This is a genomic window from Pseudomonas juntendi (assembly GCF_009932375.1).
GTDB lineage: Bacteria > Pseudomonadota > Gammaproteobacteria > Pseudomonadales > Pseudomonadaceae > Aquipseudomonas > Aquipseudomonas juntendi.
In genome coordinates this window covers 19,784-44,569 of record NZ_BLJG01000019.1, presented here as the reverse complement: position 1 = coordinate 44,569, position 24,786 = coordinate 19,784, and the positions used below count along the sequence as shown (strand labels likewise).

Here is a 24,786-nt window from a genome sequence, read left to right as displayed (position 1 = left end):
CACCCCTTCCTCGGACAATTCCCCAAAGCGGCCCAAGCCGCATCTCGGGGAGAACCACACATGAACATGCTCGACGGGCTGTCACTGCTACTGGCAGTGGCCTTGGCGTTTTATCTGCTGGTGGCGCTTTTGCGCGCCGATCGCGGCTAAGGAGCGGCCATGCACAGTTACGACTACGCCTTGCTCCTGGCATTCTTCGCCCTGGTGCTACTGCCGGCACCCTGGCTAGGGCGTTTCTATTTCAAGGTCATGGAAGGCCAGCGTACCTGGCTGTCACCCGTACTCGGCCCGGTCGAGCAGGCTTGCTATCGGCTGGCAGGGGTGGATGCCCGCCAAGAGCAGAACTGGCGCCAGTACACCCTGGCGTTGCTGAGCTTCAACCTGGCCGGCTTCCTGCTTTTGTTCACGGTATTGCTGTTGCAGGGCTACCTGCCCCTCAACCCGCAGCACCTGCCTGGCCAGGAATGGTCGCTGGCATTCAATACCGCCGTCAGCTTCGTCACCAATACCAACTGGCAGGCTTACAGCGGCGAGGCGTCGGTCAGCTACCTGAGCCAGATGCTTGGCCTGACGGTGCAGAACTTCGTCAGCGCCGCCACGGGCCTGGCCGTGCTGGTCGCGCTGTGCCGCGGTATTGCCCGGCGTAGCAGCGCAACGCTGGGCAACTTCTGGGCCGACATGACCCGCGCCACCCTTTACGGCTTGCTGCCGCTGTGCCTGTTGCTGGCGCTGCTGCTGGTATGGCAGGGCGTGCCGCAGACCTTTGCCGACTATGCCCACGCGTTGACCCTGCAAGGTGCCGACCAGAGCATCCCGTTGGGCCCGGCCGCCAGCCAGATCGCCATCAAGCAGCTGGGCACCAACGGCGGCGGTTTTTTCGGCGTGAACTCGGCGCACCCGTTCGAGAACCCCACGGCCTGGAGCAACCTGTTCGAGGTGGCATCGATCATCCTCATTCCGGCGGCCCTGGTGTTCACCTTCGGCCACTACGTCAAGGACCTGCGCCAGAGCCGCGCCATCCTTGCCTGCATGCTCGCATTGTTCCTGATTGGCGGCAGCACGGCGCTGTGGGCCGAGCACCAGCCCAACCCGGCGCTTGCAGGCGAACAGGTCCAGCAGAGCGGCCCCATGGAAGGCAAGGAAAGCCGCTTCGGGACTACTGCTTCGGTGCTGTGGACCGTGACCACCACTGCCGCATCCAATGGCTCGGTCAATGCCATGCACGACAGCCTCAACCCGCTGACTGGCATGGTGGCGATGGTCAACATGATGGTCGGTGAGGTGATTTTTGGCGGCGTCGGCGCGGGGCTGTACGGCATGTTGCTGTTCGTGTTGATCGCCGTGTTCCTGGCCGGGCTGATGATCGGTCGCACGCCGGAGTACCTGGGCAAGAAGCTGCAGGCCCGTGAGGTGCAGTTGCTGGTGGCCACGCTGCTGGTGATGCCGCTGGGTGTGCTGGTGCTTGGCGCCATCGCTGCCAGCCTGCCGGGCCCGGCAGGGGCGGTCAGCAACCCGGGGGCGCATGGTTTCAGCCAACTGCTGTACGCCTACACCTCGGGTGCCGCCAACAACGGCTCGGCGTTCGCCGGGTTCGGTGCCAACACGGTGTACCACAACCTGATGATCGGCCTGGCCATGCTGATAGGCCGCTTCGGCTACATCCTGCCGGTACTGGCCTTGGCCGGCAGCCTGGCGGCCAAGAAGGCCGCGCCCCTTGGGCTCAACAGCTTCCCCACCCACGGCCCGCTGTTCACCGGCCTGCTGCTGGTGACCATCCTGCTGGTCGGTGGCCTGACGTTTCTGCCAACCTTGGCCCTTGGGCCGATCGCCGAACATTTGAGCCTGGGTTTTTGAGGATCGACCATGAATATGCCCATTCCTGAAATGAAAGCCCGGCACAGTGCCAAAGACCAGACCCGGTTTGCGGCGCTGTGGCGCCCAGCGCTGGTACAGGCCTTGGTCAAGCTCGACCCACGCCAGTTGCAGCGCTCGCCGGTCATGCTGGTGGTGGCGGTGACTGCGCTGCTGACCACGGTACTGTGTTTTGCCCCTGGCAGTGGCGTCAGCCGCGGCGTGGCCGTGCAGATTGCCATGTGGCTGTGGTTCACCGTGTTGTTCGCCAACTTTGCCGAGGCCCTTGCAGAAGGGCGCGGTAAAGCCCGCGCCGACAGCCTCAAGGCCGGCAGCCAAGGCTTGACCGCCCAGCGCCGTCAGCGTGACGGCCACTATGAAACGGTAGCTGCCGGCGCCTTGCGCAAAGACGATGTGGTGCGTGTGGTGGCCGGTGAAATGATCCCCGCCGATGGTGAGGTGCTCGAAGGGATCGCCGCGGTCAACGAGGCAGCGATCACGGGGGAGTCGGCGCCGGTCATTCGTGAATCCGGTGGCGACCGCTCGGCCGTTACCGGTAACACCCGGCTGGTTTCCGACTGGCTGCTGATCCGCATCACCAGCAACCCGGGCGAGTCCACCCTGGACCGCATGATTGCCCTGGTCGAAGGTGCCAAGCGGCAGAAAACCCCCAATGAAGTCGCCCTCGACATCCTGCTGATCGGGCTGACGCTGATCTTCCTGATCGTGGTGGTGACCTTGCAGCCATTCGCCCACTTCGTCGGCGGCAGCCTGCCGCTGATCTTTCTCGCTGCCTTGCTGGTGACGTTGATCCCCACCACCATCGGTGGCCTGTTGTCGGCCATCGGCATTGCCGGTATGGACCGGCTGGTACGGTTGAACGTGATCGCCCGCTCGGGCCGTGCCGTGGAAGCGGCCGGGGACGTGCATACCCTGATGCTCGACAAGACCGGCACCATTACCTTCGGCAACCGCCGTTGCAGTGCGCTGCACGCCGCGCCGGGCGTAACCGCACGGGAACTGGGGGAGGGCGCCCTGCTGGCCTCGCTGGCCGACGATACCGCAGAAGGCAAGTCGATCGTCGAGTACCTGCGTCAGTTGCATGACGTTGTCGAACCCCCTGCCGGGCACTACGAAGCCGTGGCATTCAGTGCCGAAACGCGCCTGTCGGGCATCGACTTCCAGCAGCGCCGCTACCGCAAGGGGGCCGTCGATGCGGTGCTGGCATTCGTCGGCATGCAGCGCCTGGACATGCCGCCAGCGCTGGCCCGTGAGGTTGAACGCATCGCCCAGAGCGGTGGCACGCCCTTGCTGGTGTGCCTGGACAAGCGCCTGCTTGGGGTGATCCACCTCAAGGACGTGGTCAAGCCTGGCATCCGCGAACGCTTCGCCGAATTGCGCAAGCTGGGTATCCGCACCGTGATGGTGACCGGTGACAACCCGTTGACGGCTGCCGCCATCGCAGCGGAGGCCGGGGTGGATGATGTGCTGGCCGAGGCCACGCCGGAGAAAAAGCTGGCGCGCATTCGCCAGGAGCAGAACGACGGCCGCCTGGTGGCCATGTGCGGCGACGGTGCCAACGACGCCCCGGCGCTGGCCCAGGCCGACGTGGGCATGGCCATGAATGACGGCACCCAGGCGGCGCGCGAGGCGGCCAACATGGTCGACCTGGACAGCGACCCGACCAAGCTGCTGGACGTGGTGCAGGTCGGCAAGCAGTTGCTGGTGACCCGGGGGGCGCTGACCACCTTTTCCATCGCCAATGACGTGGCCAAGTATTTCGCCATCCTGCCGGCGCTGTTCGCTGCCATCTACCCGCAGTTGGGGGTGCTCAACCTGATGCACCTGGCCAGCCCGCAAAGCGCGATCCTCTCTGCCATCGTGTTCAATGCCCTGATCATCGTCGTACTGATTCCTTTGGCGCTACGGGGTGTGCGGGTCCAGGCGGCCAGCGCTGCCCACCTGTTGCGGCGCAACCTGTTGATCTACGGGCTGGGCGGCATCGTGGTGCCGTTTGCCGGCATCAAGCTGATCGATCTGTTGCTCAACGCCCTGCACCTGGTCTGAGGAGGCCACCATGAACGCTTATCTACGCCCTGCCTTGAGCCTGGCCTTGACGATGACCTTGATCACTGGCGCGCTATACCCGCTGGCGGTGACCGGGGTCGCCCAGGTGGCTTTCCCGGTACAGGCCAACGGTAGCCTGGTGCGCGATGACCACGGCCAGGTGCGGGGTTCGGCCCTGATTGCCCAGAACTTCCAGGGCGATGGCTGGTTCCATTCACGGCCTTCGGCAGGCGCCTACGCCACCGTGGCCAGCAGCGCCAGCAACCTTGCGCCGAGCAACCCGGCGCTGGTGGAGCGGGTCCAGGGCGATGCGGCGCTGCTGTACCAGGCCCAGCAAGGGCCGGTACCGCAGGCGCTGCTGACCACCTCGGGCAGCGGCCTGGACCCGCACCTGCCACCGGCGGCGGTGGCCTACCAGATTCCCCGGGTCGCAGCGGCGCGGCAGTTGCCCGTGGCGCGCTTGCAAGCCTTGCAGGAAGAGGCCACCCTCAGGCCATTGATCGGCCCGCCGGTGGTCAATGTGCTGGCGTTGAACCGGGCCCTGGAAAAACTCGCCAGCAAGAGCAAAGGATGAAACATGAGTGATTCCGCGCGTGCAGACGCGTTGTTGGCTACCCTGCCGCGCACCGGCCGTGGCCGGCTGAAGGTGTTCCTCGGTGCTGCGCCGGGGGTGGGCAAGACCTTCGCCATGCTGCAAGCCGCGCATGCCCAGCAACGCCAGGGCGTGCAGGTAGTGGCCGGGGTGGTCGAAACCCACGGCCGTGGCGAAACCGAGGCGCTGCTTGCCGGCTTGTTGCAGCAGCCCATGCTGCGCAGCCAGTATCGGGGGGTCACCCTTGAGGAAATGGACCTCGACGGCCTGCTCGCGTGTGCGCCAGCCTTGGCACTGGTCGATGAGCTGGCGCACACCAACGCCCCCGGCAGCCGCCACGCCAAGCGCTGGCAGGACGTGCAGGAGCTGCTGGCCGCGGGCATCGACGTGTACACCACGGTCAATGTGCAGCACCTGGAAAGCCTCAACGACAAGGTGCGCGACATCACCGGCGTGCACGTGCGCGAAACCTTGCCTGACTGGGTGCTGCAGGAAGCCTTCGAGCTGGTGCTGATCGACCTGCCACCGCGTGAGCTGCTGGAGCGCTTGCGTGAAGGCAAGGTGTACGTGCCCGAGCAGGCGCGGGCCGCCATCGATGCGTTTTTCTCGCAAACCAACCTCACCGCTCTGCGCGAACTGGCCATGCAGACGGCCGCCGCCCAGGTCGATGCCGACCTGGCCCATGGCTACCGCCAGCGCGGGCAGGCAGCCCCCGCGTTGCGCGGCCGGCTGCTGGTCGGTGTGGCTGGCGATGACCAGGCCGAGCGCCTGGTGCGTCACGCCAGCCGCGTGGCCCAGCGCCGCCACTTGCCGTGGAGCCTGGTGCACGTGGACAACGGCCGTTTGCGTGACGAGGCAGCCCGCCAGCGCCTGCAGGCGGCCCAGCAACTGGCCGAGCGCCTGGGAGGCGAAGTGGTGTTGCTGCGTGCCGGTGAAGTGGCGCGCACGCTGATCCAGCATGCGGCTGAGCGGCGCGCCAGCCTGGTACTGGTCGGCCAGTCGCGCGACCGTGTGCACCGGCGCTGGTTCGGTGCAGGGGTGGCTGCCCGGCTGTTGCGTGAAAGCCATGGGCTGGAAATCAACGTGCTGGACCGCGATGTACAGCCCTCGGCGCCACGTTCGGCGGTGCGCCGGGTGTGGGTCTGGCGGCACTACCTGCTGGCGTTGCTGGCCACCGGGATGGCCGCAGGCCTGGCTTGGGCGGTGTCGAGCGTGCTGGCACTGCCGAACATCTCGCTGGTGTTTCTGGCCGCGGTGCTGCTGGTGGCGGTACGCAGCAGCCTGGGGCCAGCCCTGGCCTGCGCGGCACTGTCGTTCCTGGCGTATGACTTTCTGTTCATTCCGCCCAATTTCTCGTTCAGCATCCAGCGCGAAGAAGATGTGCTGACGCTGGTGTTCTTCCTGCTGATGGCCGCCCTTACCGGCAACCTGGCCGCCCGCCAGCGCCGCCAGTTGCAGGCGCTGCGCGAAACCCAGGCGCAGACCAGCCAACTGCTCGACCTGTCGCGCAGGCTGACGGTGGCCACTGACCGCCAGGCCGTGTTCAACGCCGCCGGGCAGCACCTGGGCGGCTGGCGCGACCTGCAAGTGTGCCTGCTGCAGCGCACTGCCGATGGCCAGCTGCAGGTGGCCAGCGGCGAGCACCAGGGCTTCAGCGCCACCGAGCGGGCCGCCGCCGATTGGGCCTGGCAACACGGGCAGGCCGCCGGGCACGGCAGCGACACCCTGCCGGAGGGGCGCTGGTGGTGGTGGCCACTGGCGGTGGATGAGCAACCGCTGGCGCTGTTGGGCGTGCGCCCACGTTCAGGCCAGCCGCTGAGCGACCCGCGTCGGCGCCTGCTGATCGCCCTTGGCCAGCCGCTGGCCCAGGCCCTGGCCCGAGCCCGCCTTGCCGAACAACTGGAAGCCGCGCGCTTGCACGGCGAGACCGAGCAGCTGCGCAGTGCCTTGCTGGCTTCGGTGTCCCACGACCTGCGCACCCCATTGACGGCCATGCGCGGCAGCATCGACAGCTTGCTGGCGCTGGGCGAAGCGATTCCGCTCGACGACCGCCGCGAGCTGTTGGAGGGCACCCGCGACGAGGCCGAGCGCCTGGACCGCTACATCCAGAACCTGTTGGACATGACACGCCTGGGGCACGGTGGCCTCAAGCTGGCCCGCGACTGGGTGGCGCCGGCCGATATCGTTGGCAGTGCGCTCAACCGCCTGCGCGTGGTGTTGGCGCCGCTTCGCGTGCACACCGACGTGCCCGGCGATCTGCCGCTGCTGTTCGTGCATGCGGCATTGATCGAGCAGGCATTGGTCAATGTGCTGGAGAACGCTGCGCGTTTCTCGCCGGCCAATGGTCGGCTGGAACTGCGGGTGGCGGTGCAGGACGAGCGGCTGTGCCTGACCGTGAGCGACCAGGGGCCGGGCATTCCCGTGGCCGACCGCGAAAAGATCTTCGACATGTTCTACACCGCCGCCCGCGGCGATCGCGGCGGGCAGGGGACTGGCCTGGGCCTGGCCATCTGCCAGGGCATGATCGGTGCCCATGGCGGGCAGATTCTGGTGGGCGAAGGCATTGATGGCCAGGGCACCGGCATCACTTTATGCTTGCCGCTGCCCCCGCAACCTGCAGCCGAAAGTGAAAGCCCATGAGCCAGCCCGCCACCCTGTTGGTTATCGACGATGAACCGCAGATCCGCAAATTCCTGCGTATCAGCCTGGCCTCGCAAGGCTACAAGGTGCTCGAGGCGGCTACCGGTGCCGAAGGCTTGGCCCAGGCGGCCCTGGGCAAGCCGGACTTGGTCGTGCTGGACCTGGGCCTGCCTGACATGGACGGCCAGCAGGTGTTGCGGGAGCTGCGGGAATGGAGCTCGGTCCCGGTGTTGGTGCTGTCAGTGCGTGCCAGTGAGCTGCAGAAGGTCGATGCGCTGGATGGTGGGGCCAACGACTATGTGACCAAGCCCTTCGGTATCCAGGAATTTCTCGCCCGGATCCGTGCGTTATTGCGCCAGGTGCCGCAAGCCGGGGGCTCGGAAGTGAAGGCCAGCTTCGGGCCGTTGACGGTGGACTTCGCCTTTCGCCGGGTAACCCTGGAGGGCGTGGAGGTGGCGCTGACACGCAAGGAGTACGCGCTGCTGGCGTTATTGGCCGGGCACCCGGGGCGAGTGATGACCCAGCAGCAGTTGCTCAAGGATATCTGGGGGCCCAGCCATGTGGAGGATACCCATTACCTGCGCATCGTGGTCGGGCACCTGCGCCAGAAACTAGGCGATGACCCTACGGCGCCACGCTTCATTATCACCGAGGCGGGGGTGGGGTACAGGTTGGTGGCGCCTGTTGCCTAGCGGTAAGTCGCGCTGGTTGCGGTTGGATCACGCAGCGCCGACCACGCGGCTGCCTGGGGTGGAACAGGGTCTTCGCCCGGTGAATTGAGCATCGGGTGACTTCAAGGGGCTGTTCTTGACTCCAGGTCCATTTCGGCTGGCCATTCCACTTTAGGGGCAAGACGCAGGGCGAACTCACACCAGAGTACGTCGTTGTGATCCTTCGGCTCCCCAGGTGGGGGTAAGGCGCTGGGGCCATGCTGCATGTAAGTGCAGACGTAAGCCCAGGCATGCTGATCCGCCCCCATGGTACTCAGGGGAAACCGGTCGATGACGTTGTTCGTTCCGGGTGCGACGATGGACAGCATGACCCCACATTTGAAACTGGGCGCACCGCTTCCCGGCAGGCCACGCTGAAACCAGCGCTCGGCGCGCACTTGCGACCAGTCGTAGCAGACTGGCTCGACTCTCCAGGTTCCAAAGGGGTTCCACCAACAGTATTTAAAGTTGTAGGCGTAGATTTTTTTTCGTTTCCGATTGAAACGAATGGGTTCGTCACGGGGGGGGGAAAGACTGATTCGAATGAAAAAAACGGATCCCCATATTCCGCTGACTAATGAAAAAATGCTAACAATCATGAGTTCAAAATTAAAATGATCGAGGACTTCTAATATGTCGATGGGTAGGTATGCGGTGAAAATAATCGGGGGTAGTGAGATTATTACCATTAGTTCCCTGGCTCCAATTGTAGCTCTAGCTATTTCGAGATAGATAGGATCTTGGTGATTTGGGGATTGATAACCTAAGCCTGGCTCACTTGTGCAGGGGGCATCGGGCAGGGGAAGGTCTTCCGTCCAACCAGCGCAGGGAGGGTTTAGTAGCGGGCGGGGCATTAGAAGATACTCCAGGCAGAATTAATTTTATTCTCCATTGTTATCACTTTTGCATAGTTTGATTTGTCGTGTCTGTTGGGCCAATAGGTCAGCGTCAGCTCTACCCCCTCTATGTTGTGGTTGTCCAACAGTGGGAGTGAACCAGTGATGCTAATGGTTCTGTCGAGGGGTCTGAATGTAAAGTGCTGATCGAGCCTTACAGGCTCAGCGAGGACACCTTCTAAAGCTCTTGGATTGTATTCGATTATCCCATTGCCTGAGCTATAAGCAGCGATGCGGCGTGGTCCGCCAGCGCGTGCTGGGATTATTACAAGATACCATTCGTACTCCGTCAAGTCGGAGGTCGGCTTCGGCAGACTGAGATCTACGTCTAGATAGAAACCTGCCGCCACAGCATTTCCGTCATTGAGCATCGTTTCTGCTACATATGGCGTTTTTGCGGTGTGAGAGGATTGAAATCTCGTTTCGATAGAAACGTGAGCGTATAGACCAATGACTGCTGCATTGAATGCGCTAACTGCGTTGTCGATGTCTCGTTCGTCGATCCAGCGTCGATGGCCTTCTGGCTTTCCCCATCTACTGTGTCGTGCCCATAGCTCTAACAATGAAGACTCAAGGTTTTTTGCCTTTGTCGCTAGTGTGTAGGCAGCCAGTCCAAGTAAAACACTAATGCCTATTACGATGAGAGGTGAGCTTGCCGATAAGGCGCTAAAAATACCGGCGCTAGCAGAGAATCCTGCTGCTGCGGCTGCGCGATTGTAGAAGAAGTTCGCTGACTCATCACCTTCACGGCCAGTTCGAAGGCCGGCATTCCAGTACTGCACGGCATCCATAACACCAGCCATCGCCGCGATGCCGCCGCCGTACCGCGCCATACTGATGCCCAAACCCGCCGTTAGTATCTGCCCAGGGCGCTGTGTACGTGCGAATACCTGCGCAACAACCAGTCCTGCGGCCTCAACACTGGCACCCAGCACCCCCAGCGATGAAGACCAGACCGCCGCCTGCGCCTCGGGGTTGTGCTGATGGGTCTGCTGTAACGCCCGGTAGTTTCTACGCAGGCTGTCCTGCTGAAACCACAGCCCGCCCAGCGCAAGCAGCAGGCCGACGCTGCCCGTACCGGTCGCCGCATCCCGCAGGCTACGCATTGCATCGCTGGCCACGCTTTGCGCCGCCATCGAACTGATCTGCAGCCCGGCAGACACCTGTGCCTTTACCGAGGCTGCACCGATCGCCACAGTGCGCACCAGCGCGCCGAAACCTTCGGCCGTCGACGTTTTCAGCTGGACCAACCGTGCCTGTAATTGCTCGGCGCTCTCGAAGGTCCACAGCACCACGTCGATCATCTGGTTGCGGTTACCGACCGCGGCGATATTGATTGCGCCGCTCAGCACCATGGCGCGGACCTTGCGCCCCACAGGGTCGCGGAACTGCTGGTCGACCTGCTGCAGAAATGCATCGGTACGGATTTGCAGGGCCTCGTCGAGCACGCTCAGGTACTCGCCGACAGTCAATGAAACGCGCAGCGGGGTTACGTGCTGCCCGGCATACAGCGCGAAAGCCGCCCGGTGCACATGGCCGACCAGGGTGCGGCTGCGTTCGCTGAGGTGCTGGGCGAGCGTATTCCCTGCGCTGGTGGTCGCGGCCAGCAGTTGACCGACGGCATCCTGCAGCGGCTTGACCATCAGCAACTGGCCCTCGGGGGTGCCAGCGAGGGCTTTGATGATGTCGTAGACCTTGCCGAAGTCGTCGCCTGACAAGCCGCCGATCACGCGCTGCAGCAGCGTCTGGTTCCTGGCCATCAGCGCCTGGTACAACAAGCTGTGCTCGTCTTCCAGCAGGTGCTGCCAGACGAGCTGCGTCATACCCAGCGGCTGACCTTCCTCGGGCATCAGTTCGCTAGGGCCCCCGGCTAGGCAGTCGGCCATCATCTGGATGAAGTACTCGACCGAGACCGGGTCGGCAGCGTCGTAGTCGAAGCGACCGATCTGGTGAAACGCCGGCTGGGCGTAGTGCAGCGCGTACAGCTGGCCAACCTGGTCGATCATCGACTGCCAGTGGTTCAGTTCACGGTCGTAGCCAGCCTGGAACGCCGCGCGGGCGCTTTCGTCGTAGCGCGCTTGCAAGCGGTCCCGGGCCTGCTCCCGGTTGCGAGCGGTGTTGCGGCGGGTCTGCCTTGCGATATCCACTGGCGGCAGGTGCGCCTTGATGCCGACGGGGCTGTCGTTCCACTGTTCGACCTGGCGTGCCTCACGCTCAGCTGCCTCGGCGCCCTGTGCGGCGGCCGTGGCAGCATGCAGTTGCTGGATGCCCAGCAGCGCCTGGGAGGTGAAGTACTCGAAGTGCCGCTGCGGCTGCGCGCGCCATGCCTGCATGGCCTGGACCCAACCTGTGCGCTGGGCGTTCAGTTCCACCACCATGCCGACGGGGTCGGGCAAGGTCAGCGCCAGCACACCGTTTGGCAATTGTTCCCGAGCAATGACGGTACGCAGATAGTTGTGGGTTTCGGACCACCGACCCAAACGGCTGTAGAAGCCGTGAGCACTCGTGAACCGGGCCGATGAAAAGGTGGAGAACTCGAGCACGCCCTCCATGCCGAAGCGGAAACTGTCGGTCATGGCGATGCCGAGGCTGGCGGGGTCGTTGCGTGCACGGTGCAGGTCGACTTCGACGAAGCGGGCGAGGGTGGCCGGGTCTGACTGGGCGATGCCTTTGCGGTAGCGGTCGAGCACGGTGCGCGGCCACGGATCGTTGGCGAAGGCAACCCAGGCGGTGCGGTACAGCGACGTGTCGATGTTGATGAACGAGGCGATGACGTCATGGCCTGCGGTGGCACACCATTTGGGCAATGGCCTGGGCGGCCCCAGCGGCATCTGCGATACCGGAAACCGCTGCAAGGTGGCATCGGCCGCCACTGCGTAGGCCTGCCAGGTGGCCTGGTCGAGCAGAACGTAAACGTAGCCCTGGCGCAACAGGCGGAGCTGGTCGGTGTGCATCGGGTGGTAGGTGATTTCGCTGTCACTGGCCCAGCGAAACAGGTGCCCGGCATCGGGGCGCGGGGCATAGGCCTCGCGCAGCAGCAGGATGGGCAGGCCAATACGCCCGCAGGCGTTGCAGCCGCCGTGGCTGTTGGGGATTTCTTCCTGCATGGCGGCATGGATGGTTGCACTGATGCTCATGAGTAGCCTCCTGCCTGCGGCAGGTCGGCAACGATGCGTGCCCAGGCACTGTCGCCGTAGCGGGCGAAGCAGGCGGCCAGGCGTTGCTGGCCAGCCACCGCCTGTGCCACGTCGCGCTGGATGGTCGGGTGCTGCAGCAGCAACGGGTGGACCATGAGCAGGTGCAGGCACATGCACTGGATATCGCCACGGTCGCGCAGGCCCTGCTTGAAGGCCCTGATCATCAGGTTCATGACATGGACGGGCGCGTTGGCCGGCAAGCCGGATGAGCCTGGGCATTGGCCACGGGTGGCGCCAGTTTGCGCGGTCGCCAGGCGATGCCAGGCACTGAGCAGTTGAATGATCTGTGGCGCGACGTTCTGGGTTGCGCGGACTTCACGGGTGATGCGCAGCTCGCCAGCCGGCGATGGCCGTTCGAGCACCGTGCAACTGCCGCAACCATCGGGATGCAGCCAGCTGCGAATCGGCCCGAGTACTGCGCCAGCATTGTTCAGGGTGACGCGCAGCAACGCCAGCCTCACGGGTTCGTACCAGGCCGTGATGCCATGCGGGGCGGGCTGATGCAGCACATGGCACTGCTGGCTGATATGCCGGGCAATGGCTTCGGCGGGTTGATCGCTGAGCAGCCAGGCACACACGTAGTGCCAGGTGGCTGTAGCCTCACGGGCGGCGTAGGTTGCGCTCAATGCGGCCAGAGCGCCGCACGCCTGGCCGGGGCGGGCCAGCCGCACCAGCGCAGGCCAGCGTTCAGGGGCCTGCACCAGGCCGCTGCTGTCGATGCGCGTTACGGCGTCACTGCCCAGCGCCTTGGCCAGCATGGCGATGTCCAGCGGGTGCCCGCTCTGGCAGCCAGCGAAGGGGGCCAGCAGCAGGTAAAAGGCTTCATCGGGGTGGCGGTGCCGGTGCGCGAAGTCATCCACCGACTGCTGGTAGCCGCGTGCGGCTTGGCTCGACATGAGAAGTTCCTTTTCTTCTGGATGGCGAGCGCGAATCTAGCGAGGAATCGCTTCAGTGGGCAGTTACTGGAGTCTTAGCGGGCTGTAAGAATTTTCTTTTTTTTGAATCAGGCCGCACCGTGCCGCCGGCACCCCTTGGCCTGCCCGGCGCTGGGCGAGCGCCGTTCAGGCCCTGGGCGGCTCTGCCTCGAAGCACTGGCGCATGACGTCCAGATAACGGCGGGCGCCCAGGCCCAAGGGGCGTGCCTTGAGCCAGATGATGTCCACCCACAAGCGCAGGCGGCTGGCCATGTTGTCGAAGCGCACTTCGGCCAGCGCGCCGGATGCAATCAGCGGTTCCACCAGGGGTTGTGGCAGGTATGCCCAACCCAGCCCGGACTGCACCAGATCCAGGGTGGCCAGGTAGCTGTCGGTCAGCCAGATGCGCCGCGACAGCACCATGCGCGGGTCTGAGCCGGTGGGCTTGCCCGAAGCCACGATGATTTGCCGTTGCTCGGCGAAGGCTTCTTCGGGCAGCGGCGTGCCGCTGTTCTGCCCGGCCGGATGGCGCGGCGAGGCCACCGCAACCAGCAGCTGGCTACCGGCTTCGAGGAATGACTCGCGCTCATCGATGCCTGGCCGCTCGAACACCAGTGCCAGTTGCACGCTGCCTTCGTGCAGCAGGCGAATGGCCTCGGTCTGGGTGGCCGAGCGCACTTCCACTTCCAGGCTGGGAAACGCCTGGGCGAGGGTTTCCAGTGGCTGGCTCCAGCGCCCGGTCTGCAGTTCGGGCGCCATGGCGATGGTCAGGCGTTTCTCCAGGCCCTTGTGCAATTGCAAGGCCTGGGCGTCGAGCAGGTTGAGCTGGCAGATCACTTGCCTGGCTTGAGGCTCCAGGGCCAAGGCGGCGCTGGTGGGCAGGGCCTTGCGCGTTGCCCGGTCGAACAGCGGCAGGTCCAGTTCGGCCTCGAGTTGAGCGATTGCCATGCTCACCGCGGACGGCACCCGCCCCAGCTTGCGGGCGGCGGCGGAGAACGAGCCGGCATCCAGCACTGCGAGAAAGATTGCCAGGGATTCGCTGGAGAAGGCCATGTTCGCTGAACCTGATGTGGGGGCGTTGGTAGCCAATGGTAATGGATGGGGTGGCCCAGTGGAGCATTCGGGTTTTACGGTGCTTGCGGGAAGGAGCGCCGCCGCCGCGCGCGGCGCTCCACCTCGCAGGTTCGCAAAGGCGCTCAGAACCTGCGCGTGCTCATCAGCTCATCCAGCACACGGGCAGCGACGCGGAACGGCATCGACATGTGGTCCTCGCCGGCTTCGAGCTGGAAGTCACTGCGCAGCCCATATTGCGACAACGCCTCAAGCCTGGTTTGCAAGGCCCGGGCATCCTGAATCTCCTGTGCCATTTCGCGGTCACCCATCAGCAAGGTCAGGCTGCTATGGGTCAGCACCAGCTGCCCGGCATGCGCCTTTTGGCTGAATGCCCGTTCATGCGCCAACAGGTAGCGGTCCCGCCACCACAAGCTGGGGCTGATGGCGACCACATGCTGGAACAGCTGTGGGCGGGTGAACAAGGTATAGACGCCGAACATGCCGGCAAACGAATGCCCGACCAGGCTGCGCTGGTCCTGATCGACCTTGAAGCGCGCATTCACCCTGGGCATCAGACGCTGTTCGATGAAGTCGAGAAACAGGTCCTGACCGCCTTGTGGCGGGGTGTTCCGTTCCGGCGGCTGTGGCGGTGACAAGTCGAACGCGCGCCGTTCGAAATCCAGCGGCGTCGCGCTTGGGTAGCCGATTGCGACCAGGACCGACCCGCGCAGGCGCTCCTGCGCGCGCTTGGCCGCGTGAAACGCCGGGAAGTAGGCGTTGCCGTCCAGCAGGTAGATAACCGGGTAGCCGCCGGTCCACGGTACATCGCCCTCCGGCAGGCTGATCATGATCCGGTATTCCCGCCCTGCGGCGCTTTTCATCGTCCATTGCTCGGTGCCATCCAGGGCCACCGGCTGCGCATGGGCAACCTGGGCGAGCAGCAGCGCCGCCAGCCCGGCAAACAGTGTGCGTAGCATGCGTAGCCCCCTTACCAGCGGTAGCTCAGGCTGGTGACCACGCTGCGCGCTTCACCCCGGTAGCAATAGCCTTGTTGGCAGTTGATGTAACGCTTGTCGAACAGGTTGCGGGCATTCAAGGCCAGGCGCACGCCGTCCAGGCCACCGCCGAAGTCGTAGTGCACGCCGGCATCGACCAGGGTGTAGCCCTCGTTCTTCACGGTGTTCTGAGCGTCGCCGTAGTTGCTGGCGGTGTAACGTGCGCCACCTGACACCCCCAGGCCCAGCGGCAGGCGGTAGTCGAGCCACAGCGAGGCCAGGTGGCGCGGAACGTCGAGCGGCTGCTTGCCTTCGTTGCCATCGTTGCTTCGGGTGACTTTGGCGTTGTTGTAGCTGTAACTGGCAGTCATCTTCAGCCGCTCGCCCAGGTCCGCCACTGCCTCCAGTTCCAGGCCCCTGGACACTTGCTCACCGGTGGCAATGCTGTTGATCGGGTTGGCCAGGTCGCGGGTCAGCACGTTCTTCTGGGTCAGGTGGTAAAGCGAGGCGGTTAGCAAGGTCGTGCTGCCGGGCGGTTGGTACTTCAAGCCCGCTTCGTACTGTTCACCCTCGGTCGGCTTGTACGCACCACTGCCGCTTTGCGGCTGGAACGAGGTGGCGTAGCTGGCATAAGGTGCGATGCCGTTGTCGAACAGGTAAAGCACGCCGACCGAGCCCGTGGTGGCCGAATCGCTGGTCTTGCGGTTGATGCCGCTGAGGTTGTCACTGCGGCGCACATGCACCACGTCGCGGCGCAGGCCGGCCGACAGGCGCCATTGGCCCAGGTCCACCTGGTCCTGCAGGTACAGGCCGGTGCGTTGTTCCAGGCCGTCTTCGTCTGCCAACGGCGTGCCGGGCCTGGCCACAGGCTGGTGGTAGTCGGGGGCGAAGCGGTCGATCGAAGGTGCCGGGCCACTGGCATACAGCAGCGAGGTGTCGATCCAGCCATAGTCCAGGCCGGTCAGCAGCGTGTGGTGCAGCGCACCGGTATCGAAACGGCTGACCAGGCGGGTGTCCGCCGACAGTGTCGACATGTCTTCGTATACCCCCACCGCATAGCGGTCGAGGATGTGCCCCTCACGCTCCTGGTAGGGTTGCAGGTACTGGTTGGTGGTATCGACCTGGCCGTAGCGCAGGTTCTGCTGCACGCTGAACGTGTCGTTGAAGGCATGCTCGAATTCGTAGCCGAAAGTCCATTGGCGTTGCTGCAGCTTGTCGAAGTATTCGTCGCCTTGCCAGAAGTTGGTCAGGTGCTTGCCTTGTTGGTACAGCATTGGCGAAGCGGCGGTTTCGCGTTCCTGGTAGCGCGCCAGCAAGGTCAGGCTGGTGTCCGGGTCGAGCTGCCAGGTGAGCGAAGGGGCGATCATGCGCACATCGTTGTTCAACTGCTCGATGTAGTTCTCGGCATCGCGGTAAACCCCGACCACCCGGTACAGCACATCGCCTGCCGGGTCCAGCTTGCCGCCCAGGTCGAACTGGCCTTGCTGGTGGTTGTAGTTGCCTGCCTGCACCTGCACTTCGTTGCGAGCCTGCAGGCTGGGGCGCTTGCTCACGCGGTTGATCATGCCACCCGGGCTGATTTGCCCGTACATCACCGACGACGGGCCCTTGAGTACCTCGATGCGTTCCAGGCCATAGGCCTCGGTCTGGTACAGCGATAGCCAGCCGCTGCCGGGCTGGCGCAGGCCGTCGAGGAAGTCGGCAGCCATGGTGGTGTCGAAACCGCGGACGCTGATGGTGTCGAAGCGTGGGTCCAGCCCCGAGGCCCCCACCCGCACGCCAGCGGTATAGGCGACGGCATCCTCGACGCGATCAACCTTTCGGTCGGCCATCTGTTCGGCGGTTACCACACTGACGCTTTGCGCGGTCTCCAGGATCGGGCGGTCCGTCTTGGTCGCGCTGCTTGCATTGCTGGCGAAATAACCGGGTACGGGGGCGAAAGCGCTTTGCGAGGCGCTGGCATCGATGCTGATCGGCTCCAGTTGCAGGCCGGTATCCTCGTGCGCGGGCAGCACCACATAGCCCGAGCTGGTTTTTTGCGGCACCAGGCCGCTGCCCTCGAGCAGTTGCGCCAGGCCGTCATCCAGGGAACCTCCGCCGGCAAGGCCTGGGCTGTTCAAGCCCTGGACGGCTGCCGGCGAGAACGACAGGGTGATACCCGAGCGCTCGGCAAAGCGGCTCAAGGCCTGCCCCAAGGGGCCTGCCGGTACGCTCGGCGCGGTGGCCGGCGCGGCATGGCTGCTGGCAGCCAGCAGCGACAGCGCCAGGCACACGGCGCGGGACAAGGGGCGAGAGGGGAAGGGCAGGCGGACAGGTAACATGCGAGGGTCCATTCAGGGAGCGATCTGCCCTAACCGGATCAAACGGCAAAGTCCGCCATTTTTTTTCAAGCCTGCGCCACCACGCGCACCCACCAGCGGGTACGTTGCTCAACGCGCACCGGCAGCAGGTGGGTGAGGTTGCCGAGCAGAACGTCTGGCTGGTCCAGGCGAAAGACGCCGGACAGGCGCAGGTCGGCGAGGCGCGGTTGGCAGTGCAGCCAACCGCGGCGGTAACGCCCGGCTTCGAAAAGGAAATCGGCCAGGCGGATGTCGTCGACCACCAGCAAGCCGCGCGCCCATGCGAATGGGTCCAGGGGGCCGGGGCCCAGGCGGGTGAGCTTGCCAGGGTAGAGTGCCAGGCCCTGGCCGGCAGCCACGTGCTGCTCACCGGCGGCGGTTGTCACCCGCACTTCGCCGTGCTCGACATGCAGTTCACTGTAACCTTCACGCTCGCGCAGCGCCGCCCGTGCCTGCCTGGCGTGGCACAGCCCATGGGCGCATTGCACGCGCCAGTCATGGCCATCGACCAGCAACTCGCCGCTGCGCAAGCGAGCCTCGCGCTGGCTCACGTCCACGGCACTGTCGGTATTGAGCTGCAGTTGCAGGTCAGTCGCCAGCTGCCACTGTCGGCGTTGCCCAACCTCGGTGGCAAAGTCACTGCGCCAGGCCTGTGGCGTGTTGGCGAGCAGCAGCGTGGCGCTGCCTGCGGCAAGCCCCAGGCCGAGCAGCTTCATGGCACGCCGGCGGCTCAGGTCCACTTCGGCCTGGCGCAGCACGGCAGCCGTGTGAGTGGCGCCGGGCAACGGCTCGGCATGAAAGTGCCCGCAGACCTGCTGCATGCGCCGCCAGGCCAGTTCGTGGCGGGCATCGCGCAAGCGCCAGGCCTGGCACTGCTTGAGCAGTTCGATATCCCCCGGCTGGCGGCGCAGGCGCAGCTGCCATTCGATGGCCATGCGCACGATGTTTTCCGGCAGGCGCTCTGCGCTGGCCGTCACTCGAAGCACACCCGGTAGCAGTGCAGCAGCGCCTGGGCGACATGGCGCTCCACCGTACGCCCGGATACCCCAAGCTGTTCGGCAACCTGCGCGTGCGTCAGGCCGGCCAGCTGGTAAAGCAGAAAGGCTTCGCGCACAGCCGGCTTCAGCCCATCGAGCAGCTGCGCGATACGCTCCAGGCATTGCAGTGCTTCGTGGCGTACAGCCGGTGAGGGGTAGCTGGCATCGGGCAGTTGTGCCAAGGCTTGCAGGTAGGCACGCTGCAGGGCATCGCGCCGCCAGTGGTCCACCACCAGGCCACGGGCGATGCGCGCCAACAATGCACGAGGGGCTCGGGCGCTGATCGGTTGGTTGCGCACCAGCAGGCGTACGAAGGTGTCCTGGGCCAGGTCTGCCGCCTGCTGCGAACAGCCCAGCGAACGCCTCAGCCAGGCGTGCAACCAACCGCGTTCGTTGTGGTACAGCGCTTCGAGCGGAATGATCGCATCCGTTTCATGCATAGCCATGCAGCGCCCCTGAAGCGAAAGGATGAAAGAAAAGCGCGCACCTTAAACGCGAATCGTTCCCAATTCAACTTTTTCCGAGGGCTGGGGCTGCAGCGTGGGAGCGCAGGACTCCCACCGAGGGCGGGGGAAAATCAGAGGTCGATGGCTTTAGCGGCGATGCGTGCCTGGTCCAGCAACACGTTCAGCTCGGCGACCTGTTGGCGCAATTGGTCACGTTCGTCTTTGAGTTTACGCAGCTCATCACGGCGCACGGAGACATAGAGGGTCTGGGTTGGGGTTGCAGGCATCAAGGTACCCATGAGCACACCTCGCGGTTTTGGCTGGTGACAATTCAAAGCGTAGACGCTTCTCGCGGGCGCATTTTGAATTCTTTCACAAGCCTTGGGAACTTTTTTGTTTATCGTGGTCTTGCCGTTCGTCGCTGAACCCTCGGGCGGCATGCTGGACTAACCTGAACAGCTGGACTGTTGTCATCTATTTCGAAAGGGGAGCATCGGCTCATGCAACTGGGAATCGTCGGGCTGGGCCGCATGGGCGGCAATATCGCAAGGCGCCTGATGCGCGCTGGCCACCGCACCGTGGTGCACGACCGCAACCGCGAGGCGGTTACCGGCCTTGAAGGCGAGGGCGCCCAGGGCGCACACGACCTTGGCGCGCTGGTGCAAAAACTGAAAGCGCCACGCGCGGTATGGGTGATGCTGCCGGCTGGCGAGCCGACCGAGCAGACCATCGCGCAACTGGCCGAGCTGCTGGAGCCGGGCGATGCCATCATCGACGGCGGCAACACCTTCTACAAGGACGACATGCGCCGCGCCGCCGAGCTGGCCAAGCGTGGCCTGCATTACCTGGACGTAGGTACCTCTGGCGGGGTATGGGGCCTGGACCGCGGCTACTGCATGATGATCGGTGGCGAGAAGGACGTGTTCGAGCGCCTGGAACCGCTGTTCAAGGCGTTGGCACCGGGTGTAGGCGACATTCCGCGCACCCATGGCCGCAGCGGCGAACACCAGCGCGCCGAGCATGGTTATATCCACGCTGGCCCACCGGGCGCCGGCCACTACGTGAAAATGGTGCACAACGGCATAGAATACGGCCTGATGCAGGCCTATGCCGAAGGCTTCGACCTGCTGCGCAGCAAAGGCGGCAACGAACTGCCGGAAGACCAGCGCTTCGACCTTGATGTGGCCGAAATCGCCGAGGTATGGCGCCGGGGCAGTGTGGTCACCTCGTGGCTGCTCGACCTTACCGCCGACGCGCTGGTGGCCGACCCGCAGCTGTCGCAGTTCAGTGGCTCGGTGTCCGACAGTGGCGAGGGCCGCTGGACCATCGATGCCGCCGTGGAGCAGGCAGTGCCGGTGCCGGTCCTGTCCAGCGCATTGTTTGCCCGTTTCCGCTCGCGTCAGCAGCAGGGCACCTACGGTGACAAAGTGCTCTCGGCCATGCGCCTGGGCTTCGGTGGCCATGTCGAGAAAAAAGACGAATGACTAAAAAGAGCACTCCGGCCGCACCCCCCTGCACGCTGTTTCTGTTCGGCGCCAATGGCGACCTGGTCAAGCGCTTGCTCATGCCTGCGCTGTACAACCTCAGCCGCGACGGTTTGCTCGACCGCAACCTGCGCATCGTTGGCGTTGACCACAACCCTGCCACGGCCGAGGAGTTTGCCGCACGCCTGCATGCGTTCATGGCCGAGCGGGACAAGGGCGGCGAAGGCGCCGCCCAGTGCCTGGACGAAAAACTCTGGGCGCGGCTGGCCAAGCGCCTGGACTACCAGACGGGCGATTTCCTCGACCCGGCCACTTACCAGGCGCTGGGCAAGCGCATCGACAAGACCAGCCACGGCAACGCCATCTTTTACCTGGCCACCTCGCCGCGTTTCTTCCCTGAAGTGGCCCAGCGCCTTGGCGAGGCCGGCTTGCTCGACGAGTCTGCCGGCGGCTTTCGCCGGGTCGTGGTGGAGAAGCCGTTCGGCACCGACCTGGCCAGTGCCGAGGCGCTGAACGCCTGCCTGCTGAAGGTGATGGGCGAGCGGCAGATCTACCGTATCGACCATTACTTGGGCAAAGAAACGGTGCAGAACATTCTGGTCAGCCGGTTCTCCAATGGGTTGTTCGAGTCGTTCTGGAACAACCACTACATCGACCATGTGCAGATCACCGCCGCGGAAACCGTCGGTGTCGAGACGCGGGGTGGCTTCTACGACGCCACCGGCGCCTTGCGCGACATGGTGCCCAACCACCTGTTCCAGCTGCTGGCCATGGTTGCCATGGAACCGCCGGCAGCGTTCGGCGCCGACGCCGTGCGCGGCGAAAAGGCCAAGGTGATCGGCGCCATACGCCCGTGGTCGGCGAAGATGGCGCTGAAGCATTCCGTGCGGGGCCAGTACAGCGCCGGCAAGCAGGGGCGCAAGCACCTGCCCGGCTACCGCGAGGAGGCCAACGTCGCGCCCGACAGCCAGACCGAAACCTACGTGGCGCTGAAGGTGATGATCGATAACTGGCGCTGGGCGGGGGTGCCGTTCTACTTGCGTACCGGCAAGCGCATGAGCGTGCGTGACACCGAGATTGCCATCTGTTTCAAGCCGGCACCGTACGCGCAGTTCCGCGAGTCGGAGCTGGAGCGGCCCAAACCCAACTACCTGAAAATCCAGATTCAGCCCAACGAAGGCATGTGGTTCGACCTGCAGGCCAAGCGCCCCGGGCCGGAGTTGGTAATGGAGAACGTCGAGCTGGGCTTTGCCTACAAGGACTTCTTCAAGATGACCCCGGCGACCGGCTACGAGACCTTGATCTATGACTGCCTGACCGGTGACCAGACCCTGTTCCAGCGGGCCGACAACATCGAGAACGGCTGGCGTGCCGTGCAGCCGTTCCTCGACGCCTGGGCCCAGGGGGGCGAGGTGCACGAGTACCCGGCGGGTGAAGATGGCCCCGACGCGGGCAATGACCTGCTGAGCCGGGACAAGCGGGAATGGCACCGATTGGGGTAACAGGTTTTTCGGCGTGTGCCGGCCGCTTCGCGAGTGACCCCCCTCTGACAGGGGCTGCACAACCCCTTGGGCGGTGGGGCCCTGTGGGGCGGGTTGACAAGCGAAAGGGCCAGCACAGGCAACCACTTTAAGGAAACGCGATGCCCGCCCACATAGAAGATTACGCCCTGTTGGGCAATTGCCGCAGCGCCGCCCTGGTCAGCCGGGATGGCTCGCTCGACTGGCTATGCCTGCCACGCTTCGACGCCCCGGCGGTGTTCGCCGCCTTGCTGGGCAGCGAAGAAAACGGCCGCTGGCGCCTGGCCCCTTGCGACCCGGTCGAGCACTGCAGCCGGCAGTACCTGAACGACACGCTGGTGCTGGAAACCACGTGGGTCACTGCCACTGGCCGGGCCCGCGTACTCGATTTCATGCCACTGGGTGACGTCAACGCCGTGGTGCGCATCGTCGAAGGCCTCTCGGGCGAAACCAATTTCGAAATGGACCTGGTCATGCGCTTCGACTACGGGCGCAGCGTGCCATGGGTCGAACGCCTGGACCCGCTCACCCTCAGCGCGGTGGCCGGCCCCGACCGCCTGATCCTGTGCAGCACCGTACCGCCCCATGCCCGCGACCACCACACCGGCGCGCGCTTTCGCGTGGCGGCCGGCCAGCGCCAGGTGTTCAGCCTGCGCCACCAGCCCTCGCACCTGCCGGTGCAGCCCGGCTGCGATGCCGACGCGGCCCTGGCCCATACCTGCGAGCACTGGCAGGCGTTCGCCGACCGCTGCCCTCAGGTTGGCCCCTACAGCGCACTGGTCCGTCGCTCGTTACTCACCCTGAAAGCCATGACGTATGCCCCCACTGGCGGCATCGTTGCGGCCGTCACCACGTCGTTGCCGGAACAACTCGGCGGCGAGCGCAACTGGGATTACCGTTTCTGCTGGCTGCGCGACGCCACCATGACCTTGCTGGCATTCATGAACCTGGGCTATTTCGACGAGGCCCAGGACTGGCGCGAATGGCTGCTGCGCTCGGTGGCCGGCAACCCCGAACAGATGCAGATCATGTACGGCCTGGGTGGCGAGCGCGACCTGCAGGAATACACCTTGCCCTGGTTGCCGGGGTACGAGCACTCGCAACCGGTGCGGGTGGGCAATGCCGCATCGGCCCAGGCGCAGCTGGATATCTATGGCGAACTGGCCGATGCCATGAGCCAGGCAATCAAGGGCGGCTTGCCGCGCCATCCGCGTAGCGCCGCCATCTCTCGGCTGATCCTGCCCTATGTGGAGCGTATCTGGCGCGAGCCGGACGAAGGTATCTGGGAGGTGCGCGGCGGCCGCCAGCAGTTCGTGCACTCCAAGGTGATGGCCTGGGTGGCGTTCGACCGCGCTGCCGGCTTGGCAGACACCACCGAAGAAGGCCGTGAGCATGGCCAGCATTACCGCCAGGTGGCCGACCAGATCCGCCGTGAAGTGTGTGAGCAAGGGCTCGACAGCAGCGGCAGTTTCTTCGTTCAGGCCTATGGTTCGCACGAGATGGACGCCAGCCTGCTGCAGATCGCCCTGACCGGCTTCCTGCCTGCCGATGACCCGCGCTTTCTGCGCACGCTGGAACAGATCGAGCAACGCTTGCTGAAAAACGGGTTGCTGATGCGCTACGACAGTGACAGTGCCGGGGATGGCCTGACCCCGGGCGAAGGTACGTTCCTGGTCTGCTCGTTCTGGCTGGCCGACGTCTACATCCTGCTGGGTCGGATGGCGCAAGCGCAAGCGTTGTACGAGCGTTTGACAGGCCTGTGCAACGACGTGGGCCTGCTGGCCGAGCAATACGACCCGGCCTGCCAGCGCATGCTTGGCAACTACCCGCAGGCGTTCAGCCATATCGGCATCATCAATACCGCCCTGAACCTCCAGCAGGCCCGCTGCCCGGCCCGCGACCGGGCCAGTTGCGGTTGAGCCGGCTGCACCGAATTTGTGCACGCTCCGGCAACCGAGCGGGGTAGACTAGGTCAAATCTCATTCGGCAAGGAGCGTCCATGGGTATCCGCGGTTCGGATCGGCAGATCGACAACATCGAGTTCAATGTCAGCGATATCGCACGCAGCAAGGCGTTCTATGGGCATGTCTTCGGCTGGCGCTTCACCGACTACGGGCCAACCTACAGCGAATTCAGCGACGGCCGCCTGACGGGCGGCTTTACCACGGGTGAGCCGGTGCGCCCGGGGGGGCCGCTGATCATCCTTTACGCCGATGACCTGCAAGCCACGCAGCAGCGCGTGACCGCGGCGGGGGGCAGTATCAGCCGCGCGACCTTTGCCTTCCCCGGGGGGCGGCGTTTCCATTTCATTGACCCGGACGGTCATGAACTGGCGGTGTGGACGGCTCAAGCCTGATGGCCAATCACAAGATCGAAATTCGCCGGCGCAACGTTGGCAAGATCCTGCAAGCGGCGGAAAAGGTGTTCGCCGAAAAAGGCTACGGCGCGACCTCCATGGGCGATATCGCCGAGCAGGCCGAACTGCCGCGTTCCAACCTGCATTACTACTTCAGCACCAAGGACGATCTGTTCCGTGCGGTGCTGCAGGACCTGCTGGATGTGTGGAAGCAGGACGCGCTGTGTTTCGAGAATTTCGACGACCCAAGGGTGGTGCTGACCAGCTACATCCGCGCGAAAATGGGGCATTCGCGGTCACGGCCGCTAGGCTCGAAGATCTGGGCCGAGGAAATGCTGCATGGGGCACCGGTGCTGGGGGGCAACCTGGATGACAGCCTGGTGCCGTGGGCCAAGCTGAAGGAGGCGAAGATCCGCCGCTGGGTGGAGGAGGGGCGCATTCTGCCGGTCGAGCCCTCGGCGCTGCTGTACATGATCTGGGCCTCGACCCAGCATTACGCCGACTTCGGTTACCAGGTGCAGTTGCTCAACGGCGGCGATGAACTCTCGGACCTGGCGTTCGAAAGTGCGGTGCAAACGGTGACCAGTGTGATCCTGCGGGGGATTGGCCTGGAGCCGTGACCGGCCATGCCTGCCGCGCACGGTCTTTTTGCTGTCCACAAAAAGGCCGTGCCAGTGCGGCAGGCGCCG

General features: G+C 64.6%; 20 protein-coding genes. 11 read left to right on the top strand and 9 right to left on the bottom strand.

Features of this window, described 5'->3' with window-relative positions:
* The first annotated feature begins 60 nt into the window (after window positions 1-60).
* Genes kdpF through GYA94_RS02945 form a run of 6 tightly spaced genes read left to right on the top strand, consistent with a single transcriptional unit; the run spans window position 61 to window position 7,842 of the window.
* Window positions 61-150 carry a K(+)-transporting ATPase subunit F gene (kdpF, locus tag GYA94_RS02970; protein ID WP_033690477.1) on the top strand — a complete coding sequence of 30 codons (90 nt, stop codon included), beginning with the start codon at window positions 61-63 and terminating at the stop codon, window positions 148-150.
* 9 nt (window positions 151-159) lie between these two features.
* Complete coding sequence (gene kdpA, locus GYA94_RS02965) at window positions 160-1,854, top strand: potassium-transporting ATPase subunit KdpA (protein WP_161891762.1); 1,695 nt, start codon at window positions 160-162, stop codon at window positions 1,852-1,854.
* Window positions 1,855-1,863: 9 nt separating this feature from the next.
* Window positions 1,864-3,918, top strand: a complete 2,055-nt coding sequence (gene kdpB / locus GYA94_RS02960; protein WP_161891761.1) for a potassium-transporting ATPase subunit KdpB — start codon at window positions 1,864-1,866, stop codon at window positions 3,916-3,918.
* 10 nt (window positions 3,919-3,928) lie between these two features.
* A complete protein-coding gene (gene kdpC, locus GYA94_RS02955) occupies window positions 3,929-4,492 on the top strand; it encodes a potassium-transporting ATPase subunit KdpC (RefSeq protein WP_110676105.1) in 564 nt (187 codons plus the stop codon).
* A gap of 3 nt (window positions 4,493-4,495) precedes the next feature.
* Complete coding sequence (locus GYA94_RS02950; RefSeq protein ID WP_161891760.1) at window positions 4,496-7,150, top strand: DUF4118 domain-containing protein; 2,655 nt, start codon at window positions 4,496-4,498, stop codon at window positions 7,148-7,150.
* Window positions 7,147-7,842, top strand: a complete 696-nt coding sequence (locus tag GYA94_RS02945; protein ID WP_161891759.1) for a response regulator — start codon at window positions 7,147-7,149, stop codon at window positions 7,840-7,842. The genes GYA94_RS02950 and GYA94_RS02945 overlap by 4 nt, the downstream gene beginning before the upstream one ends.
* A 101-nt stretch (window positions 7,843-7,943) precedes the next feature.
* Here the strand turns inward: GYA94_RS02945 and GYA94_RS28525 are convergent, their stop codons facing one another.
* The 9 genes from GYA94_RS28525 to GYA94_RS27585 all read right to left on the bottom strand — a co-directional run bounded on the left by GYA94_RS28525 (window position 7,944) and on the right by GYA94_RS27585 (window position 19,036).
* The gene (locus GYA94_RS28525; RefSeq protein ID WP_308936446.1) at window positions 7,944-8,459 is read right to left on the bottom strand and encodes a DUF6708 domain-containing protein; all 516 of its coding nucleotides are present in this window, start codon (window positions 8,457-8,459) and stop codon (window positions 7,944-7,946) included.
* 254 nt (window positions 8,460-8,713) lie between these two features.
* On the bottom strand, window positions 8,714-11,893 hold the full coding sequence (locus GYA94_RS02940; protein WP_161891758.1) for a T6SS effector BTH_I2691 family protein: 3,180 nt from the start codon (window positions 11,891-11,893) through the stop codon (window positions 8,714-8,716).
* Window positions 11,890-12,849, bottom strand: coding sequence for a hypothetical protein (locus GYA94_RS02935; protein WP_110676094.1), 960 nt, complete (start codon window positions 12,847-12,849; stop codon window positions 11,890-11,892). Before GYA94_RS02935 ends, GYA94_RS02940 begins: the two co-directional genes overlap by 4 nt.
* A 165-nt stretch (window positions 12,850-13,014) precedes the next feature.
* Complete coding sequence (locus GYA94_RS02930; RefSeq protein ID WP_161891757.1) at window positions 13,015-13,920, bottom strand: LysR family transcriptional regulator; 906 nt, start codon at window positions 13,918-13,920, stop codon at window positions 13,015-13,017.
* Window positions 13,921-14,063: 143 nt separating this feature from the next.
* Window positions 14,064-14,897 (bottom strand): alpha/beta hydrolase, encoded by an 834-nt coding sequence (locus tag GYA94_RS02925; protein WP_054911512.1) that lies wholly within the window; start codon window positions 14,895-14,897, stop codon window positions 14,064-14,066.
* An 11-nt stretch (window positions 14,898-14,908) separates the two neighbouring features.
* Window positions 14,909-17,236 carry a TonB-dependent siderophore receptor gene (locus GYA94_RS02920; RefSeq protein ID WP_236184267.1) on the bottom strand — a complete coding sequence of 776 codons (2,328 nt, stop codon included), beginning with the start codon at window positions 17,234-17,236 and terminating at the stop codon, window positions 14,909-14,911.
* Between the two features lie 65 nt (window positions 17,237-17,301).
* The gene (locus tag GYA94_RS02915; RefSeq protein ID WP_161891756.1) at window positions 17,302-18,231 is read right to left on the bottom strand and encodes a DUF4880 domain-containing protein; all 930 of its coding nucleotides are present in this window, start codon (window positions 18,229-18,231) and stop codon (window positions 17,302-17,304) included.
* Window positions 18,228-18,737, bottom strand: coding sequence for a sigma-70 family RNA polymerase sigma factor (locus tag GYA94_RS02910; RefSeq protein ID WP_082416093.1), 510 nt, complete (start codon window positions 18,735-18,737; stop codon window positions 18,228-18,230). Before GYA94_RS02910 ends, GYA94_RS02915 begins: the two co-directional genes overlap by 4 nt.
* 131 nt (window positions 18,738-18,868) lie before the next feature.
* Window positions 18,869-19,036, bottom strand: a complete 168-nt coding sequence (locus tag GYA94_RS27585; protein ID WP_009683150.1) for a DUF6026 family protein — start codon at window positions 19,034-19,036, stop codon at window positions 18,869-18,871.
* 201 nt (window positions 19,037-19,237) lie between these two features.
* Between GYA94_RS27585 and gnd the strand changes: the two genes are divergently transcribed.
* From gnd to GYA94_RS02885, 5 genes are all read left to right on the top strand, one after another.
* Window positions 19,238-20,221, top strand: coding sequence for a phosphogluconate dehydrogenase (NAD(+)-dependent, decarboxylating) (gene gnd / locus GYA94_RS02905; RefSeq protein WP_029887475.1), 984 nt, complete (start codon window positions 19,238-19,240; stop codon window positions 20,219-20,221).
* Window positions 20,218-21,723: a glucose-6-phosphate dehydrogenase gene (zwf, locus tag GYA94_RS02900; protein WP_161891755.1), complete on the top strand. Its 1,506-nt coding sequence runs from the start codon at window positions 20,218-20,220 to the stop codon at window positions 21,721-21,723. Before gnd ends, zwf begins: the two co-directional genes overlap by 4 nt.
* Before the next feature lie 140 nt (window positions 21,724-21,863).
* The gene (locus GYA94_RS02895; protein WP_161891754.1) at window positions 21,864-23,660 is read left to right on the top strand and encodes a glycoside hydrolase family 15 protein; all 1,797 of its coding nucleotides are present in this window, start codon (window positions 21,864-21,866) and stop codon (window positions 23,658-23,660) included.
* Window positions 23,661-23,740: 80 nt separating this feature from the next.
* Entirely contained in the window at window positions 23,741-24,097 is a 357-nt protein-coding gene (locus GYA94_RS02890) for a VOC family protein (protein WP_054904232.1), read from the top strand.
* Window positions 24,097-24,717 carry a TetR/AcrR family transcriptional regulator gene (locus GYA94_RS02885; protein WP_110676082.1) on the top strand — a complete coding sequence of 207 codons (621 nt, stop codon included), beginning with the start codon at window positions 24,097-24,099 and terminating at the stop codon, window positions 24,715-24,717. The genes GYA94_RS02890 and GYA94_RS02885 overlap by 1 nt, the downstream gene beginning before the upstream one ends.
* Window positions 24,718-24,786 lie beyond the last annotated feature (69 nt).

Excerpts from the sequence above, each read along its gene's own strand:
- kdpF (WP_033690477.1), top strand. The coding sequence starts at position 61 with ATGAACATGCTCGACGGGCTGTCACTGCTACTGGCAGTGGCCTTGGCG.
- kdpA (WP_161891762.1), top strand. The coding sequence starts at position 160 with ATGCACAGTTACGACTACGCCTTGCTCCTGGCATTCTTCGCCCTGGTG.
- kdpB (WP_161891761.1), top strand. The coding sequence starts at position 1,864 with ATGAATATGCCCATTCCTGAAATGAAAGCCCGGCACAGTGCCAAAGAC.
- kdpC (WP_110676105.1), top strand. The coding sequence starts at position 3,929 with ATGAACGCTTATCTACGCCCTGCCTTGAGCCTGGCCTTGACGATGACC.
- GYA94_RS02950 (WP_161891760.1), top strand. The coding sequence starts at position 4,496 with ATGAGTGATTCCGCGCGTGCAGACGCGTTGTTGGCTACCCTGCCGCGC.
- GYA94_RS02945 (WP_161891759.1), top strand. The coding sequence starts at position 7,147 with ATGAGCCAGCCCGCCACCCTGTTGGTTATCGACGATGAACCGCAGATC.
- GYA94_RS28525 (WP_308936446.1), bottom strand. The coding sequence starts at position 8,459 with ATGATTGTTAGCATTTTTTCATTAGTCAGCGGAATATGGGGATCCGTT.
- GYA94_RS02940 (WP_161891758.1), bottom strand. The coding sequence starts at position 11,893 with ATGAGCATCAGTGCAACCATCCATGCCGCCATGCAGGAAGAAATCCCC.
- GYA94_RS02935 (WP_110676094.1), bottom strand. The coding sequence starts at position 12,849 with ATGTCGAGCCAAGCCGCACGCGGCTACCAGCAGTCGGTGGATGACTTC.
- GYA94_RS02930 (WP_161891757.1), bottom strand. The coding sequence starts at position 13,920 with ATGGCCTTCTCCAGCGAATCCCTGGCAATCTTTCTCGCAGTGCTGGAT.
- GYA94_RS02925 (WP_054911512.1), bottom strand. The coding sequence starts at position 14,897 with ATGCTACGCACACTGTTTGCCGGGCTGGCGGCGCTGCTGCTCGCCCAG.
- GYA94_RS02920 (WP_236184267.1), bottom strand. The coding sequence starts at position 17,236 with ATGTTACCTGTCCGCCTGCCCTTCCCCTCTCGCCCCTTGTCCCGCGCC.
- GYA94_RS02910 (WP_082416093.1), bottom strand. The coding sequence starts at position 18,737 with ATGGCTATGCATGAAACGGATGCGATCATTCCGCTCGAAGCGCTGTAC.
- GYA94_RS27585 (WP_009683150.1), bottom strand. The coding sequence starts at position 19,036 with ATGGGTACCTTGATGCCTGCAACCCCAACCCAGACCCTCTATGTCTCC.
- gnd (WP_029887475.1), top strand. The coding sequence starts at position 19,238 with ATGCAACTGGGAATCGTCGGGCTGGGCCGCATGGGCGGCAATATCGCA.
- zwf (WP_161891755.1), top strand. The coding sequence starts at position 20,218 with ATGACTAAAAAGAGCACTCCGGCCGCACCCCCCTGCACGCTGTTTCTG.
- GYA94_RS02895 (WP_161891754.1), top strand. The coding sequence starts at position 21,864 with ATGCCCGCCCACATAGAAGATTACGCCCTGTTGGGCAATTGCCGCAGC.
- GYA94_RS02890 (WP_054904232.1), top strand. The coding sequence starts at position 23,741 with ATGGGTATCCGCGGTTCGGATCGGCAGATCGACAACATCGAGTTCAAT.
- GYA94_RS02885 (WP_110676082.1), top strand. The coding sequence starts at position 24,097 with ATGGCCAATCACAAGATCGAAATTCGCCGGCGCAACGTTGGCAAGATC.